Annotated in this window: 15 protein-coding genes; 7 read left to right on the forward strand and 8 right to left on the reverse strand. The window is 56.9% G+C overall.

Going from position 1 to position 16,131, the window contains the following annotated elements; genetic code table 11:
• Positions 1-109: 109 nt before the first annotated feature.
• Positions 110-2,044 carry an aconitate hydratase gene (locus ACRTGH_RS02740; protein WP_368846996.1) on the reverse strand — a complete coding sequence of 645 codons (1,935 nt, stop codon included), beginning with the start codon at positions 2,042-2,044 and terminating at the stop codon, positions 110-112.
• A gap of 176 nt (positions 2,045-2,220) precedes the next feature.
• Between ACRTGH_RS02740 and ACRTGH_RS02745 the strand changes: the two genes are divergently transcribed.
• Positions 2,221-3,561: a citrate synthase gene (locus ACRTGH_RS02745; RefSeq protein ID WP_368846995.1), complete on the forward strand. Its 1,341-nt coding sequence runs from the start codon at positions 2,221-2,223 to the stop codon at positions 3,559-3,561.
• On the forward strand, positions 3,562-4,560 hold the full coding sequence (locus tag ACRTGH_RS02750; protein ID WP_368846994.1) for an isocitrate/isopropylmalate dehydrogenase family protein: 999 nt from the start codon (positions 3,562-3,564) through the stop codon (positions 4,558-4,560).
• 132 nt (positions 4,561-4,692) lie between these two features.
• Here the strand turns inward: ACRTGH_RS02750 and perR are convergent, their stop codons facing one another.
• The 5 genes from perR to cysK all read right to left on the reverse strand — a co-directional run bounded on the left by perR (position 4,693) and on the right by cysK (position 8,742).
• Complete coding sequence (gene perR / locus ACRTGH_RS02755; protein ID WP_368846993.1) at positions 4,693-5,118, reverse strand: transcriptional regulator PerR; 426 nt, start codon at positions 5,116-5,118, stop codon at positions 4,693-4,695.
• A 149-nt stretch (positions 5,119-5,267) separates the two neighbouring features.
• Entirely contained in the window at positions 5,268-5,432 is a 165-nt protein-coding gene (locus ACRTGH_RS02760; protein WP_368846992.1) for a hypothetical protein, read from the reverse strand.
• A 248-nt stretch (positions 5,433-5,680) separates the two neighbouring features.
• Complete coding sequence (gene aroF / locus ACRTGH_RS02765; protein WP_368846991.1) at positions 5,681-6,712, reverse strand: 3-deoxy-7-phosphoheptulonate synthase; 1,032 nt, start codon at positions 6,710-6,712, stop codon at positions 5,681-5,683.
• Between the two features lie 68 nt (positions 6,713-6,780).
• A complete protein-coding gene (gene pheA / locus ACRTGH_RS02770) occupies positions 6,781-7,692 on the reverse strand; it encodes a prephenate dehydratase (protein WP_368846990.1) in 912 nt (303 codons plus the stop codon).
• A gap of 117 nt (positions 7,693-7,809) precedes the next feature.
• Complete coding sequence (cysK, locus tag ACRTGH_RS02775) at positions 7,810-8,742, reverse strand: cysteine synthase A (protein ID WP_368846989.1); 933 nt, start codon at positions 8,740-8,742, stop codon at positions 7,810-7,812.
• A gap of 249 nt (positions 8,743-8,991) precedes the next feature.
• On the opposite strand from cysK, the gene ACRTGH_RS02780 reads away from it, so the two are divergent.
• The 5 genes from ACRTGH_RS02780 to ACRTGH_RS02800 all read left to right on the forward strand — a co-directional run bounded on the left by ACRTGH_RS02780 (position 8,992) and on the right by ACRTGH_RS02800 (position 13,433).
• Positions 8,992-9,438, forward strand: coding sequence for an RrF2 family transcriptional regulator (locus ACRTGH_RS02780; RefSeq protein ID WP_368846988.1), 447 nt, complete (start codon positions 8,992-8,994; stop codon positions 9,436-9,438).
• 215 nt (positions 9,439-9,653) lie between these two features.
• Positions 9,654-9,884: a ferredoxin gene (locus ACRTGH_RS02785; RefSeq protein ID WP_368846987.1), complete on the forward strand. Its 231-nt coding sequence runs from the start codon at positions 9,654-9,656 to the stop codon at positions 9,882-9,884.
• Positions 9,885-10,133: 249 nt separating this feature from the next.
• Positions 10,134-10,697, forward strand: coding sequence for an alkyl hydroperoxide reductase subunit C (ahpC, locus tag ACRTGH_RS02790; RefSeq protein WP_368846986.1), 564 nt, complete (start codon positions 10,134-10,136; stop codon positions 10,695-10,697).
• 1 nt (position 10,698) lies between these two features.
• On the forward strand, positions 10,699-12,339 hold the full coding sequence (locus ACRTGH_RS02795) for an FAD-dependent oxidoreductase (RefSeq protein WP_368846985.1): 1,641 nt from the start codon (positions 10,699-10,701) through the stop codon (positions 12,337-12,339).
• Positions 12,340-12,566: 227 nt separating this feature from the next.
• Positions 12,567-13,433 (forward strand): Rpn family recombination-promoting nuclease/putative transposase, encoded by an 867-nt coding sequence (locus ACRTGH_RS02800; RefSeq protein WP_368846984.1) that lies wholly within the window; start codon positions 12,567-12,569, stop codon positions 13,431-13,433.
• 162 nt (positions 13,434-13,595) lie between these two features.
• On the opposite strand, the gene ACRTGH_RS02805 is transcribed toward ACRTGH_RS02800, so the two are convergent.
• Complete coding sequence (locus tag ACRTGH_RS02805; protein ID WP_368846983.1) at positions 13,596-14,555, reverse strand: zinc-binding dehydrogenase; 960 nt, start codon at positions 14,553-14,555, stop codon at positions 13,596-13,598.
• A gap of 28 nt (positions 14,556-14,583) precedes the next feature.
• Positions 14,584-16,125: a GH32 C-terminal domain-containing protein gene (locus ACRTGH_RS02810; RefSeq protein ID WP_368846982.1), complete on the reverse strand. Its 1,542-nt coding sequence runs from the start codon at positions 16,123-16,125 to the stop codon at positions 14,584-14,586.
• Positions 16,126-16,131: the final 6 nt, after the last annotated feature.

The following is a 16,131-nucleotide window of genomic DNA, read 5'->3' on the forward strand; positions in this document are numbered from 1 at the left end:
ATCGAGGAGACAAACCACAGGCGTAGCGGTGCTACGTCGAGGATTTGTCGACGACGAGAGGACAGTGCAGATGTGTGAAGATGGGTGGCTGAATTTATCAGTGCTTCCTTTATGCCTTCTGCTTATTCTTAATATAATTGAGCTTGCCGCCCGCCTGCAGAAGCTCGATATCGAGCGGCGAAAGGTTGTGGCGGGCATGGAAGCTTTTCTTCTTCGTACGGTTCTCGACCCTGACGGACTTTCCCGGTGCGAGCGATGCAAAGTCGAGGAAGAGTACGTCGCCCTCCTCGATGCCGTCGTAGTCCTCTGCCGTCTCGAACAGCAGGGGAACGATGCCGAAGTTGACGAGATTTGCAGCATGGATGCGTGCGAAGCTCTTCGCCAACACGGCCTTGATGCCGAGATACATTGGCGCAAGCGCCGCGTGTTCACGGCTCGATCCCTGCCCGTAGTTTTCGCCTGCGACGATGATGCCGCCTCCCACCTTTTGGCAGTGCTCTTTGAAGCCCTCCTGCACATCACGGAAGACGAATTCGGAAATCTTCCCGATATTCGAGCGGTAAGGCAGCACCTTAGCTCCTGCCGGCATGATATGGTCGGTCGTGATATTGTCGCCCACCTTGATGACGACTTCCTTTTCCACGGATGCGGCGAGCGGCGTATTTTCCGGCAGCGGCTTGATGTTCGGGCCCTGTACGACCTCGACGCGCTCGGGATGCTCCTTTTCCGGCGCGTAAATCATCGAGTCGTCCACGAGGAAGACCGCCGGCTCTTCCGGCAGTTCGAAGCTCGCCTCCCTGGGATCGGCGATGACGCCCTTGATGGCGCTCACGGCCGCCGTCTCCGGCGAAACAAGACAGACATTGGCGGAAAGCGTGCCGCTCCGTCCCTTGAAATTGCGGTTGAACGTGCGCAGCGACCAGGCATTTGTCACGGGCGACTGCCCCATGCCGATGCACGGGCCGCAGGTACACTCCAAGAGCCTTGCACCGGCGGAAAGAATCTTCTGCAGGCCGCCCGCCTCCGTCACCATTTGAAGCACCTGACGCGAGCCGGGCGAAAGCACCAGCGAGACATGCGGCGCGACATGCTGCCCCTCGAGGATCGAGGCTACCGTCATGATATCGCGATAGGAAGAGTTCGTGCAGCTGCCGATAGCCACCTGGTCGATGCTCTGCCCCGCGACCTCACGCACCGTCTTGACCACATCGGGCATATGCGGCATGGCAATGAGCGGCTCAAGCTCCGCGAGATCGATGGTATGGCTCTCGTCGTAGCAGGCACCCTCGTCCGCCGCCAGCGGCCGGAAAACATCCTCACGCCCTTCGCGGCGCAGGAAGCTGCGCGTCGTTTCGTCACTCGGGAAGACCGATGTCGTAGCTCCGAGCTCTGCGCCCATATTGGTGATCGTCGCGCGCTCCGGCACGGAAAGCGTCGCGACGCCCGGCCCCGTATACTCGATGACCTTGCCGACGCCGCCCTTGACCGTAAGAAGCGAAAGAACTTTCAGGATGATGTCCTTCGCGCTCACGCCCTTTTGCAGGGCGCCCAGCAGGCGGACCTCGACGACACGCGGCATGTTCAGCATAAAGGGTTCACCCGCCATGGCGCAAGCCACGTCGAGGCCGCCCGCACCGATGGCGAGCATGCCGATGCCGCCGCCCGTCGGCGTGTGCGAATCGCTGCCCAGAAGCGTCGCGCCCGGCCTGCCGAAACGCTCGAGATGCACCTGATGACAGATGCCGTTGCCGGGGCGCGAGAAGAGGATGCCGTGCTTCTTGGCAACCGTCTGCAAGTATTTGTGATCGTCGGCATTCTCAAAGCCGCTCTGCAGCGTGTTGTGGTCGACATAGCTGACGGAAAGCTCCGTCTTCACCTGGCCGACGCCCATCGCCTCGAGCTGAAGATACGCCATCGTACCCGTCGCGTCCTGCGTGAGCGTCTGGTCGATGCGGATGCCGATGGGCGCACCCTTCTCCATCGTCCCCGTCACGAGATGCTCCGCGAGAATCTTCTCCGTCAATGTCCATGCCTTTACCGTCATGCAGTACACTCCCTTTATCGATGTTGCTTTTCACATAAAGAACTTATCACAAAGAGGAGCGAGCGTCAATACTTCTATGCTATTTTATTATAGGAGCAATAACCTATTTTATATATCTAAGCAAAGTGCTATAATGCATTTGTGCTTATTCGCTCATTTGGAAAGGGGCTAACGTCATGGACAAAGCAATCCACCTCGCGCAATTTTACGGCAAATCGCAAAACTATACGGATATCCCCAAGGAACTCTTCAAAAAATACAACGTGAAGCGCGGCCTCAGAAACGAGGACAAGACAGGCGTCCTCATCGGCCTTACGCGCATCGCCGATGTCGTCGGCTACAAGCTCGACGAGAACGGCCACAAGATCGACGCGGACGGCGAGCTCTTCTACCGCGGCATCAACGTCATGGATATGGTGAAGACGGCGGAGCACTCCTCCTATCTTTACGAGGAAGCCTGTTTCCTGCTGCTCTTCGGCTACCTGCCGACCGAGGAAGATCTCCGGCGCTACTGCCAGGGACTCAAGGAAGGCTACGAGCTGCCCGAAGGCTTTCTGGAAACGCACCTCCTGCACCATCCGGGAAAGAACCTCATGAACCAGCTGCAGCAGTCCATTCTCGCACTCTACAACTACGACCGGGACCCCGATGCCACCGATGTCTACAAGACGCTCATCAAGGGCATCGACATCATGGCCAAGCTGCCCTCCATCGCCTGTTACACCTACAACGCCAAGACCCACTATTTCGGCCGCGAAAGCCTCGTGCTCCACTACCCGCAGCAAGGCTATTCCACGGCCGAGAACATCCTCTCCATGCTGCGCCTCGACGGCAAATTCACGCGAACCGAAGCGCAGCTGCTCGACATCCTGCTCCTGCTGCACGCCGATCACGGCGGCGGCACGAACTCCACCTTCACCAATGTCGTCGTCGCCTCGACGGACACCGACCTCTACTCAGCCATCGCCAGCTCCATCGGCTCCCTGAAGGGGCCGCGCCACGGCGGCGCCAATGTACGCGTCGCCAACATGATGGACAAGGTCATCGAAGCCATCGGCCTGGATGCGGATACAGCGGCCATCGAACGCGTCATCGAGCGCCTGATGGCAGGGGAACTCGACAACCCCTCGGGGCTTGTCTACGGCATCGGCCATGCCGTCTACACGCTCTCCGACCCGCGTGCCGAAATCATCCGCCAGTATGTCGGCAAACTTGCAGCAAGGAAGGGTCTCGGGAAAAAATTCGACTTCTTCGTTCGCTTCGAAGCCGTCGCCAAGCGTTACCTGAGCGAGAAAAAGGGCGTGAGCATGTCGAGCAACATCGACTTTTACAGCGGGCTCGCCTATGAGCTGCTGGGCATACCGCGCGACCTCTTCACACCGCTCTTCGTTCTCGCACGCACCGTCGGCTGGATCGCGCACAACGTCGAGCACAAGCTCTACGACAGCCGCATCATCCGCCCGGCTGCCAAGTACGTCGGCAGCATGGCGGATTATGTACCAAGGGAGGCACGCTGAATGGCAACGAAAATCACAGTATTCAAAGGCGACGGCATCGGTCCTGAAATCACGGACGCCGTTCTGGAAATCCTCGACAAGGCAGGCGCAGGGCTCTCCTGTGAAATCTTCCCCGTCGGCGAAGCGGAATACGAAAGGAACGGCGCCCTGATTCCGGAAGCCGGCCTCGCCTCCTTTGAAAACACGCGCGTCCTTCTCAAATCCCCCATCACGACGCCCGTCGGCAAAGGCTTCCGCTCCCTCAATGTCACGCTGCGGACGAAATACGACCTCTACGCGAACATCCGTCCCGCCAAATCGAATCAGGCCGTCAAGACGCCCTTCCCCCATGTCGATTTAGTCACCTTCCGTGAAAACACGGAAGATCTCTATGTCGGCGTGGAAAAAGAAATCGATGCCGACACGGTTCACGCCATTAAGATCATCACGCGGGAAAAGAGCGAGCGCATCTGCCGCGCCGCCTTCCGTTATGCAGCCGCCCACGGGCGCAAAAAGGTCACCTGCGTACACAAAGCCAACATCATGAAGCTCTCCGACGGCCTCTTCCGCTCCGTATTCTACGAAGTCGCCAAGGAATTCCCCTCCATCGAGGCCGACGACAAGATGGTCGACGCCGCCTGCATGATGCTCGTCATGCACCCCGAAGTCTTCGACATCATGGTCATGCCGAACCTCTACGGAGATATCGTATCCGACCTCACCAGCGGCCTCATCGGTGGCCTCGGCCTCCTCCCCTCGAGCAACCTCGGCGATACCATGGCGATGTTCGAGGCCGTGCACGGCAGCGCTCCCGACATCGCGGGCAAGAACATCGCAAATCCGACCGCCTTCCTCTGGTCCGCCTGCATGATGCTCGAGCATATCGGGCAGAACGAAACAGCGAAAAACATTCGCCGTGCCGTGGATGAAACGCTTGCCGCAGGCAAGACGCTCACCCCGGACATCGGCGGCACAGCGACGACCGAGGCATATACAAAGGCCGTGATCGAAAGGCTCTGAACGGCCTTTGCAGAGCATCGACCGCAAAATGCCGCACCTGCCCCGGCAAAACCTTTTCAAAAAAACGCCCTTGGGAGAGAAGCCACGCTTCCCGCCCAAGGGCGTTTGTACTTTATTTGCCTCGCTCTTCCGTCAATGCGCCGCCTTCTGGCAGGCCGGGCACTGCCCGTAGAAATAGAGCTGCTTGCCCGAAATGGCATAGCCCGTTTCTGTTTCCACCTGCTCCACAAGATCGCCCGTATCGGCCTTGAACACATCGTCTACGCGGCCGCAGCCCACGCAGCAAATATGCGGATGGCTCGTCGTATTCGCATCGTAGCGGAAACTCTCCTCGCCGACATTCAGCGCCTGCACAAGACCGACTTTGCCAAGAATGTCCAGCGTCTTGTAAACCGTCGCCAAACTCATCGTCGGATAAGTCGGCTGCAGCTCGCTGTAAATCATATCCGCTGTCGGATGCGCCGTCGTATGGCAGAGCACGTCGTAGACGGCAAGCCTCTGCGGCGTTACCTTGAATCCTTTTTCGCGCAGCAGCGTCGTCACTTCCTGCATCACCATGTTTTTCCCTCCTTGCCTGTCGGCTGCACCTTTGTCCAAGCCGTACTATTGCAATATTTTTCTAACAATCATTTGTCGTTAGAAAGAACTCTCATCAACTTAAGTTTACCTCATTTGCTCCCGCCTGTCAATTCCTTGGAGGTAAAAGTTTACATTTTCTCCAAAACGCAGCTTCCAGCCACGATTCCTCCGCCGTCTGCCCATCCCTCATTCTGTATGCGCTCCCGAGAAAGCGCCCCGAAAACAAGCGTATAAAGCATCCATCCCGTCGCTTCGGAAATACCCGAATATTGCTTTGTCTGCCTCCGCTCCAAAGCAAAATCTCCTGTAGGAATCCCTGACAAATTCAGCCACCCATCTTCACACATCCGGGCGACTTCATTTGATCGGCGCTTCCGATAGCCATCCCTTGCAGTCCTGCGGCAAAACGTCATGAAAAAGCCCCGCTCGAACAGCTCCGAGCGGGGGCAAACCATATAGGCGAAGAGGCGAACAGCTTCTTTCGCCGCTCGCCGCGGCAGCCTTCCCCTAAGACGGGAGCAGCGCGTGCCGGAAACCGATCTTAAATATCCATCGGCTCGATCTTCTCATCCCGCATGAACTGCGCGATCTTCTTCACGCCGCGCATGACCTCGTAGTAGCTCTCAGGCGTCAGGGACTGCGGGCCGTCGGACAGCGCCTTGGCCGGATTCGGGTGCATCTCCATGATGAGACCGTCCGCACCGGCCGCTATGGAAGCGAACGCCATGGGGCGCACGAAACGCCACTTTCCCGTGCCATGGCTCGGATCGGAGATGATCGGCAGATGCGATAGATGCTTGATGGCAGCAACAGCACTGAGGTCGAGCGTATTGCGCGTATACGTCTCGTAGGTGCGGATGCCCCGCTCACAGAAAATCACGTTCGGGTTGCCCTCGTTCATGATGTACTCGGCCGCATTCAGCCACTCGTCGATCGTCGCCGCCAACCCGCGCTTGAGCATCACAGGCTTGCTCCCGCGGCCGACTTCCTTCAGCAGGCGGAAGTTCTGCATATTGCGCGCACCGATCTGCAGGACGTCGGCATACTCAGAAACAAGTCCGACGTTTTCCACCTCCGTGACCTCGGTCACGATCTTGAGCCCTGTCTTTTCGCGCGCCTCGGCGAGAAGCTTCAGGCCTTCCTCTTCAAGGCCCTGGAAGGAATACGGCGAGGTGCGCGGCTTGTAGGCGCCGCCCCGCAGGAATTGAGCGCCGCCCTTCTTGACGATCTCGGCGGCTTCCATAAGCTGTTCACGGGACTCAACGGCGCAGGGGCCGGCCATGACGACGGGCAATCCCTCGCCGATCTTGATGCCGCCGACATCGATGACGGTCGGCATCGGATGAAACTCCCTGCTTGCAAGCTTATAGCTCTTAGAAATGGAGACGCTCTGCTCAACGCCGTCCATCGCATCGATGGCCAAAGAGCCCATGCGCATCTTGTCGCCGATGACGCCGACGATCTTCTGCTGGGCGCCTTCCATGATCTTGGCCTCAAGACCCACACCGTTGATGGCCGCAATGACCTCTTTGATATTCTCTGCTGTCGCATCCGGGTTCATGATGATGACCATAACAAACTCCTTTCAAACGAGGGAATCACACGCTTAAATAAATGACTGCCCTAACCGCACCCAACGGATCAACCCGCAGGAGCGTCCCTGACGGCCGCCCCCGGCGCACGCACATTCGCCGCCGTCAGCACCGGAAAGGGGCCGAGGGTGCGCAGCCAGATGCTCTTTTCACGCACCGCTTCGATAGCAGCCGCAAGAGACGCACGCTCCACAGCCTCGATCTCGAAGAAGAAGATATAGACGCCGAGCTCCGTGCGTGCGGGGCGCGACTCGATGCGCACCATATTGACGGAACGCGAGGCAAACTCCTGCAGCACCTCGCAGAGGCTGCCCGCGCGCTTGCCGTCAATCTGGCAGATGACCAGAATCTTCTGCGGCACAGGCGCATGCGCCTCAAGGAAGCGCAACTGCGGAGGACACTCCCCCTCGCGCTCGACGAGGAAAAAACGCGTGCAGTTTGTCAGCGTATCCTGTATGTCCTCGTCCACCGTCAAAAGCCCGTAAATCTCCCCGGCACGCGCGGTGCAGATTGCCGCCGCCCCGTCCTCCGGACGGCTCTTGGCAACCTGCCTCGCAGCCTCCGCCGTCGAGGAAACGGCGACGAGCTGCGCCTCGGGACAATGCGCTTTCAGATAGCTGCGGCACTGCGAAAGCGGCTGCGCATGGGAAATGACGCGCCGAATCCGCGCCTTCGGGTACTTCGCCATCAGCTCGTTCCTTACGCCCCAGATAAGTTCCAGTGTCAGGGAGAAGACATCGCTGTGCGCCAGTGTATCGAGCGTGATGTTCACCGAGCCTTCCAGAGAATTCTCGACGGGTACGAGGGCGCTTTCCGCCTGCCCCTCCTCAACGGCGGAAAGCGCCTGGAAAATCGCTGGAAAAGCACGGATCTCGCGCGGCTCATCGAGGAGGCCGTTCAAGTAAAGAGCCGCCGCCTCGCTGTGCGTCCCCAAAGGGCCCAAAAAACCCATGCGTTTCATCGTCTTCCCTCCCAACACAAAAGCCCCTTCAGCAAAAACGCCAAAGGGGCTGCCTTGCTAAAAACAGTGTTATCTTATCACATAACACAATTCTTCGCAAGGCTCACGCGCCAAAACTCAATCGTTGAAGAGCTCCGTGGAAAGGTACCGCTCGCCCGTATCCGGCAGCAGGGCAACGATCGTCTTGCCCTTCGCCTCGGGACGGCGGGCAATCTCGAGCGCAGCAGCGAGAGCCGCCCCCGAGGAGATGCCGACGAGAGCGCCCTCCGTGCGCGCGAACTCACGGCCGCAGCGGAACGCATCGTCATTCGAGACGGCAATGACCTCATCGTATACCTGCACATCCAGCGTCTCCGGCACAAACCCCGCGCCGATGCCCTGAATCTTGTGCGGGCCGGCCTTTCCCTGACGCAGGACAGCCGAATCCTGCGGCTCCACCGCCACGACCCGCACGGCAGGGTTCCGGCTCTTCAGATAAGAGCCGACGCCCGTCACCGTACCGCCCGTGCCGACGCCCGCGATGAAGTAGTCGACCTTGCCGCCCGTCGCCTCCCAGATCTCCGGGCCTGTCGTCCTCCTATGCATCTCAGGATTGGCAGGGTTCGTGAACTGCGACGGGATGTAAGAATCCGGCGTCTCTTTCGCCAGTTCCTCCGCCTTGGCAATCGCCCCCTTCATGCCCTTCGAGCCGTCCGTCAGCACGATCTCTGCGCCATAGGCCTTCAAGAGGTTGCGCCGCTCGACGCTCATCGTCTCCGGCATGGTCAGGATCGCGCGATAACCGCGCGCTGCCGCCACACTCGCAAGGCCGATGCCCGTATTGCCGCTCGTCGGCTCGATGATGACGGAGCCGGGCTTCAAGGCGCCCTCCCGTTCTGCTTCCTCAATCATGGCCAGGGCGATGCGGTCCTTTACGCTGCCCGCCGGATTGAAATATTCAAGCTTCACCAGAATATCCGCCCCGCTGCCATTTCTCTTGCTGAAATTTCCCGCGCGCAGAAGAGGCGTTCCGCCAACGAGTTCCGTCACGCTGTCATATACTTTCGCCATGCTGTTTCCTCCTCCATGTCAAAACAACATACATTTTTCATATCTGTTTGATATGTTATAGTCTACAATATTTTTCCTAGCATGTCAATAGGCTTTATTTTTTTCTCTCCCCTCCCCCCTTTCCTTCCTTAATAAAAGCGCCGCAGCATCCGGCAGAAAAAGCCTATTTAATTGCTATGTTATTGACAAATTCCTTTTTCCCCGCTAAGATAAATGCATAGATAAACCGTATGAAAAGAGGCATATAATATGAAGATTTCTGCCAAGGGGCGCTATGGTCTCGCCGCCATGGTCTTTCTTGCAAAAGCCTGCCAATCGGACAATCCGACAACCATATTGACGATTTCCGAAAACCTCGGCATCTCGAAAATTTATCTCGAGCAGGTATTCTCCCTCCTCAAGCACGCACACCTTGTAACTTCGAGCAAGGGCTCGCAGGGCGGCTACCAGCTTGCAAAGCAGCCGCAGGAGATCAGCTCCTGGGATGTCCTCTCGTCCATCGAACTGCCGCTGACAGAGAAGACAGCCGCCTCCGTGGAAGAAAAGCGGCCGGAGCTGGAACGCGCTCTGCAGAGTGCCGTCTATGAGCCTCTCGACGAATCCATCCGCACCGCGCTGCAAAAGACAACACTTCGGGACCTTCTCGAAGAAACAAACCGACAAAAGTCTGAAGAAAATTTGATGTATTTTATCTAAACCCTTCTGCAGCGCCTGAATCCCCTGATATTCTCTGCTTTTTCCTTGTTTTTCTTCTCGATATTTAGATTCTTTTCAGGGTCTTTTGGGCAGGTGCGCAAAAAAACCTTGCATTTTAAAAAGATTGCGGTATAATAAACCATGGCTCGTGAAGAATGATATTTCATTCCACAGCTTTTTGTTAGCACGGTTGCAACACCGCTGGAGGGATTTTTATGATGATTGATAACGTTACGGTTGTCATCGAGAGCGGCGCCCTTTCTGTCAAAGAGGCAGAGCGCTACATCCGTAAAATCCAAAGGCACTCGAAAGGTCGCACGCTCAAGCGTGTTTCATTTAGGATGACTGATGGGTATTTGGATTTACGCTATGCGTTTGAAGGCATCCCCTTTGAGCGCATCCGCCGCATCTCGCATGAGACGACCACGGAGCGCAAGGCTGTCTAAGCTGCTCCGCCAAAGAACAGCGCGACAATACCCTGCGTCCGCAAGAAGCCGATGTTCCCGCATACCGGGACATCGGCTTCTTGCGTTCATCCGCTCTTTCTCAAACAAGGATGTCCCGCGGCAAATTGCAGTTAATCGCATTCCTCGCCCGGAAGAGATTCTGGAAACCCCCTTGACAACATTCCGAGAGTATGTTATCCTATATTCATCAAGTAAACAATAATAATTATTCAATAGGAGTGATTGACTATGTCATTAATCAACAAAGAAATCGGCGACTTTTCTGTACAGGCTTACCAGAACGAAGAGTTCCGCACGGTAACAAAGGCGGATGTGCTCGGCAAGTGGAGCGTGTTCTTCTTCTATCCGGCGGACTTCACCTTTGTCTGCCCGACGGAGCTGGAAGATCTCGAAAACAATTACGCGAAGTTCAAGGAAACCGGCTGCGAGGTCTATTCCGTTTCCTGCGACACGCACTTCGTGCACAAAGCATGGCACGACCATTCCGAGCGCATCCAGAAGATCACCTACCCGATGCTCGCCGACCCGACGCATGTCCTCTCGCGCGACTTCGAAGTGCTCATCGAAGACGCCGGCCTTTCCGAGCGCGGCACGTTCATCGTGAACCCCGAGGGCAAGATCGTCGCCTACGAGGTGAACGCGGGCAATGTCGGGCGCAACGCCGACGAGCTCCTGCGGAAGCTCCAGGCCTGCAAGTTTGTCGCCGAGCATGGCGATGAGGTTTGCCCGGCGAAGTGGCAGCCCGGCGCTGAGACGCTGAAGCCGACCCTCGACCTCGTGGGGGCGCTCTGAGATGGCAGAGGAAAAGAACGAACTCTATGATGCTGTAGTGATCGGCGGCGGCCCTGCGGGGCTGACCGCCGCCATCTATTTGGCGCGTGCCTGCTGCCGCGTGCTCGTCGTGGAAAAGGAAACCTTCGGCGGACAAATCACGCTGACGGCGGAAGTCGTAAACTATCCGGGCAGCGACCCCACAAGCGGCGCTGACCTCACGGCGAAGATGCACCGCCAAGCGGAAGGCTTCGGCGCAGAGTTCCTGCTGGCCGAGGTCACTTCTCTTGAAAAGAAGGGCGATACCTGGCGGATCAAGACGAGCCGGGGTGAATACGAGGCGTTTGCCGTGCTGCTCGCCACGGGCGCACACCCGCGCCAAATCGGTTTCAAAGGTGAAGAGGAGTTCCGCGGCCACGGTGTTGCCTACTGCGCTACATGCGACGGCGAGTTCTTCACGGGCAAGGACGTCTTCGTCATCGGCGGCGGCTTTGCAGCAGCAGAAGAAAGCGTTTTCCTCACGAAGTACGCGAAGCATGTGACGCTTCTCGTGCGTGAGGAGGATTTCACCTGCGCCCCTGCAACGGCGCAGCCGGCACGCGAAAATGACAAGATCACGATTCATTTTCAGGCGGAAGTGGAATCCATCGAGGGCGATACCCTGCCGCGACGTCTCACATGGAAAAATCTCGCGACAGGCGAACGCAATGTCTTTACACCCGAAGGCGGCGATTCCTTCGGTGTTTTCGTATTCGCCGGCTACCAGCCTTCGACTGACCTCGTCCGCGGCCTCGCTGATCTCGACCCGCAGGGCTACGTCGTCACCGATCGTCAGCAGCAGACGACGATGGAAGGGCTTTACGCGGCAGGCGACGTCTGCATCAAGCCGCTGCGCCAAGTCGTGACGGCTACGGGCGACGGCGCTCTCGCCGCCACCGAAATCGAAAAGTATGCCGCCAAAATGGAGCAGAAAACAGGCAGAAAGGCGCACCTTCAGGTGCGCCGCGCGCCGCAGCATACGGCGAAGGACACGGGGGACAAGAAAGAAGGACCTTCCACCAGCGGTCCCTTCACCGCTGAGATGAAAGAACAGCTCAAGACCGTGTTTGCACGCATGGAACGCCCTTTGCACCTGGAAATCGCTCTGAGTGAAGATCCCCATTCAACCGAGCTTCTGGACTTCATGACGCAGCTCGCGGCAATGACGGACAAGCTTTCCGTCGAAATCACCGGCGGCATCGGCGTGCCGAACGTGCGCGTCCTCAACGATGACGGCAGCTGGGCCGGGCTCACCTTCCACGGTGTGCCCGGCGGGCATGAATTCACCAGCTTCGTTCTCGCCATTTACAATGCCTCAAGCGCCGGACAGAAAGTCTCCGACGAGGATCGCGCACGCATCGAGGCCATCACGAAGGAGCACCATATCACTCTGCTCGTGAGCCTCTCCTGCACGATGTGCCCCGAGCTCGTCACAAGCGCCCAGCGCATTGCGACGCTCAACCCGCATGTGAGGACGGATGTCTACGATCTGGGACTCTTCCCCGAAATCAAGGAAAAGTACAACATCATGAGCGTGCCGTGCTTCTTCATCGACGACGACAACGCGCTCCATTTCGGCAAGAAGAACATCGCGCAGCTCCTCGACTTGCTGGAAAAGGCGTAAACGATAACCTCCGCTGCTTGAAAAAACGATGAATCCTTTCTGCAATGCAAATAAGCAAGCAGACCGCCGGCCGATATGCGACATATAAATGGCCGGGCAAACAGGAAGGGGCTACTGTTAAGTCCGATCGGACTTATACGGCAGCCCCTTCCTATTTGTTGTTGTTGCGACAGAAAAGAATTTTGTAGTATAATAAGTACAGCAAAATTTTCACGGGAGACTACGCTATGGACGTAAACGCCAAAGAAGAATGGCGGCGGAAATTCTCAGAGGTGCTGAAAGGTTTTCGCTTACTCGATGATGAGTTCATGACCGTCGTTTTTCAAGACAGTTTGGCTTGTGTCGATCTTGCTTTGCAAATCATCTTAAATAAGCCAAATCTCAAGGCGACACGAGTGATTACGCAGGATACAATAAAGAATCTGCAGGGGCGCAGCCTGCGCCTCGACATTCATGCTTTTTCCGACGGACGAGAATTCAACATCGAAATTCAACGCGCAGAAAAAGGTGCGGCAGAATATCGGGCAAGATACCATAGCAGCCTTATGGATGCAAACATCTTGCACCCAGGCGACGACTATGCGTCACTGCCGGAATCTTATGTAATTTTCATTACAGAAACCGATGTATTAGGCGATGGGCGGCCGATTTATACGATCGAACGAACCATAAAAGAAAGCGGCAAAACTTTTCGCGACGGCTCTCACATCATCTATATCAACACTTCCATTGTTGAACAAGATACGCCGCTGGGCAGACTGATGCATGATTTCCGCTGTACACGTCCGGAAGATATGTATCACGAGGTGCTGGCGAATCGCGTGCGTTACTTTAAACAGACGGAGAAAGGAGCAGAACCCATGAGCAGGGCGATAGAAGAACTTACAAACGAAGCGAGATCGCAAGGACTTCAAGAGGGAATCGAACGCGGCATCGAGCGCGGCATCGAACGCGGCATAGAAACCGAGCGCATATTCTCGATTCGCGCCTTGATGAAGAATCTTGATATTACGGCAGAAAAAGCGATGGACGCTCTCTCCGTCCCGCCATCGGAGAAAAGACGCTATAAGGCGCTGCTGCAGCAGACACGATAAGGACAGGAAGCACATCCTTCTGAAACATTGACAAAGAGCAAAAAGGCCGCAGCCGGCAAAGATTTATGCCGGCTGCGGCCTTTTTCCTGCAAGGGCGGCGCACAAACGTCTGCAGTGTGAACTTGTGCGTGCAGCCTGCCCTCGCCTAAGAACTTCAAGAAATCATTCATCGAGCAAAACGATGAGCTTGCCGATGTTTTTGCCGCTCTCCAAAAGCTTATGCGCTTTTTGGACTTCGTCCAGCTTGAAAATTCTGCTCGGCGTTAAATCCACATGGTATTGCTCCACAAAGGCGAGAAGCTCGTCCAAACGCTTCTGGTCGACATTGCCCGAATAAAAGCTCGTCAGGCAGCCATTAGCAGGCAGATCCATGATCGGATCGAATTCTTCCAGATACCATTGATCACCGAGCAGCCCGGTCAGGCAAACGACAGCTTCCTCGTTCAGGCAGCGAATCGTATCCTTGAGCGTCTTGGGACCGACGAGTTCCAAGGCCTTGTCAAATTTTTCTTCTGTCTGCAGGCGACCCTGCGCATCCTCGATGATATCGCTGTAACCGACTTGCCGCAAGGCGTCCGCCTTCGCCATATTCCGCGTCGAACCGACAAGGCGAAGCTTGGGCCAGCAGGCTCGCACGAGTTTGGCAAAGGCAGCGCCGACGCCGCTTGATGCCGCGCGCACCAGCACTTTGTCCGAAGCCTGCAGATGCAGATTTTTCAAGGAGCCGAAAGCCGTGTAGTAGGTTTCCGTCATCGTTGCCAGCTCTACCCAGGATCGGTTCGTCTGCACAGGATAAATCTGCTCGTTGGGAAGCAGCACAAATTCTGCATAAGAGCCGTCAAAAGCGCGTCCCATCTCGCCCATCAGGGAAATGACGCGCTGACCTGCCGGAAGCCTTTGCGGCTCAGTCGTTTCGTATATTTCACCGACACATTCAATGCCCAGGATCCGTGGAAAGGAAACGCTCGGCGAATCACCGCGGCGGGTAAAGATTTCGGAACGATTGATTCCGAAGCCCTTGACCTTGACGAGCGACCACCCCGGCTTCACGCGCGGCCGCGGAACCTCCATAAGTTCCAGGACGCCGGGCGCACCGGGCTGCCGAACGACAACGGCCTGCATGGCGGACACCTCCTCCAAAAAACGCTTCTCAGATGATATACTTCCTCTTCTGCGGCTTCGACTGCCCGTAGCGCAGGCGGTCGAGTTCCCAGATCGTGCCCATGACCTTTTCCATAGGGGCGTCAGCTTCAAGCGCAAAAACAGGCTGGACATCCTTCTCGGGGAATACAAGGAAGGAGGCGACTTCTTCTCCGTTCTGGAAGAAGATTTCGATGGCCGTCTTATCGATGAAGATGTGCATGACGAGCGCGTGATACGTATACAGCTTGAAGCGGCGCACACCGCGCCCGCCGAGCTTCATGCCCTCGCGGCTGATTTCGACGACATCGGTTCCGCGGTCATAGGTGATCGTCACCTTTTCACGGGCATAGCGCAGTTCCGTCTTCACGCGCTCGGCCGCACCAAAGACGATGTTGAGCAGGATTTCCGTACAATAGTCAATTTCCGTCTTGAGGGACGGCACATCCCTGCCCGAGAGCTCCCGTGCGCTGCGTTCGATGCGCAGGGCTTTGAGCTCCGGCACAGGCTTCGAGAAGAGCTTTCCCTGCCGGAACGACATGACACGCGGCAAGGTCAGCGTGTGCATCCAGCCCTCCGCACCCGTGGGATATTCCTCGTCGTTATGCGGCATACTCATCCAGCCGAAGAGGATGTTGCGGCCCTCGTGCGTCCCCACATGCGGCGCGAAGAAATCGAAGCCTCGATCAAGCTCGTGGAAGGATCCGTGCAGCATTTCCTGAGCTGCCAGTGAAAGATGACCTGCGACATAGCCCGACTGGAAGAGATTCTGATAGGAAAATTCACGATCGGGCACACCGCGCGGCGAAAAGAGGAATACATCGTGATTGCCGAAACGCAGCATCGCCGGGCATTCCCAAACACGGCCAAAGAAGCCGAGCTGCGTCTTGAGCTCGCCCAGAAGCTTGAATACGCCTTTCTCCTCACGATAGAGGAGGGCGCAGCCGCGCGCGTCATCCTCCGGTTTCGCCTGCGCCCCGAGAACCATGTAGGCATGGTTGTTGCGCACAAAGAAATGCGGTCCCTGGAAGAGATCCGTATAGCCTTCGGGCGGCTCCTTCAAAAGCACCATATCCTTGTGGATGACGCCTTCCTTCGTAAGCGTGCCGAGAATCTGGTGATTCGCACGCCGCCCCTCTTCCTCACGCCGTCCCGTGTAGAGTATGCGCAGCCTGCCGCCGTTGATAAAGGCCGAACCCGAGCCGCAGCCGTCGCGGTCGTCATCGCCCGTCGGCCAAAGGATGAGCCTCGGCTCGCTCCAGTAGACGAAATCGCGCGTCTTAAATTCCACCCAGCCTTTGTTTTTGTCCTCCGTTGAAAAAGGATTCCATTGGCAAAAGAGATGGTACTCACCCTCAAAAAAAACAAGCCCCTTCACACTGCCCGTAAAGCCAAAGGGAAGCTCCAAGTGGAAGCGGTTGCGCCAACGATGGCCGGCACGATGGACAGCCTCTTTCAAGCGGGCGTCGAGTTCCTTCTTGTTGTACTCCTGTTTTTCAGGCACTTCCTTGTCAATCTCCTGCTTTTCCAGATCCTTCTTGTCTTCCTCCATCTTGTC

The sequence above is a fragment of the Selenomonas oralis genome (assembly GCF_051603425.1).
Classification (GTDB): domain Bacteria; phylum Bacillota; class Negativicutes; order Selenomonadales; family Selenomonadaceae; genus Selenomonas; species Selenomonas sputigena_A.

Excerpts from the sequence above, each read along its gene's own strand:
- ACRTGH_RS02785 (WP_368846987.1), top strand. The coding sequence starts at position 9,654 with ATGATGATTGATAACGTTACGGTTGTCATCGAGAGCGGCGCCCTTTCT.
- aroF (WP_368846991.1), bottom strand. The coding sequence starts at position 6,712 with ATGGTCATCATCATGAACCCGGATGCGACAGCAGAGAATATCAAAGAG.
- ACRTGH_RS02795 (WP_368846985.1), top strand. The coding sequence starts at position 10,699 with ATGGCAGAGGAAAAGAACGAACTCTATGATGCTGTAGTGATCGGCGGC.
- ACRTGH_RS02745 (WP_368846995.1), top strand. The coding sequence starts at position 2,221 with ATGGACAAAGCAATCCACCTCGCGCAATTTTACGGCAAATCGCAAAAC.
- ACRTGH_RS02750 (WP_368846994.1), top strand. The coding sequence starts at position 3,562 with ATGGCAACGAAAATCACAGTATTCAAAGGCGACGGCATCGGTCCTGAA.
- ACRTGH_RS02780 (WP_368846988.1), top strand. The coding sequence starts at position 8,992 with ATGAAGATTTCTGCCAAGGGGCGCTATGGTCTCGCCGCCATGGTCTTT.
- ACRTGH_RS02805 (WP_368846983.1), bottom strand. The coding sequence starts at position 14,555 with ATGCAGGCCGTTGTCGTTCGGCAGCCCGGTGCGCCCGGCGTCCTGGAA.
- pheA (WP_368846990.1), bottom strand. The coding sequence starts at position 7,692 with ATGAAACGCATGGGTTTTTTGGGCCCTTTGGGGACGCACAGCGAGGCG.
- perR (WP_368846993.1), bottom strand. The coding sequence starts at position 5,118 with ATGGTGATGCAGGAAGTGACGACGCTGCTGCGCGAAAAAGGATTCAAG.
- cysK (WP_368846989.1), bottom strand. The coding sequence starts at position 8,742 with ATGGCGAAAGTATATGACAGCGTGACGGAACTCGTTGGCGGAACGCCT.
- ACRTGH_RS02740 (WP_368846996.1), bottom strand. The coding sequence starts at position 2,044 with ATGACGGTAAAGGCATGGACATTGACGGAGAAGATTCTCGCGGAGCAT.
- ahpC (WP_368846986.1), top strand. The coding sequence starts at position 10,134 with ATGTCATTAATCAACAAAGAAATCGGCGACTTTTCTGTACAGGCTTAC.
- ACRTGH_RS02800 (WP_368846984.1), top strand. The coding sequence starts at position 12,567 with ATGGACGTAAACGCCAAAGAAGAATGGCGGCGGAAATTCTCAGAGGTG.
- ACRTGH_RS02810 (WP_368846982.1), bottom strand. The coding sequence starts at position 16,125 with ATGGAGGAAGACAAGAAGGATCTGGAAAAGCAGGAGATTGACAAGGAA.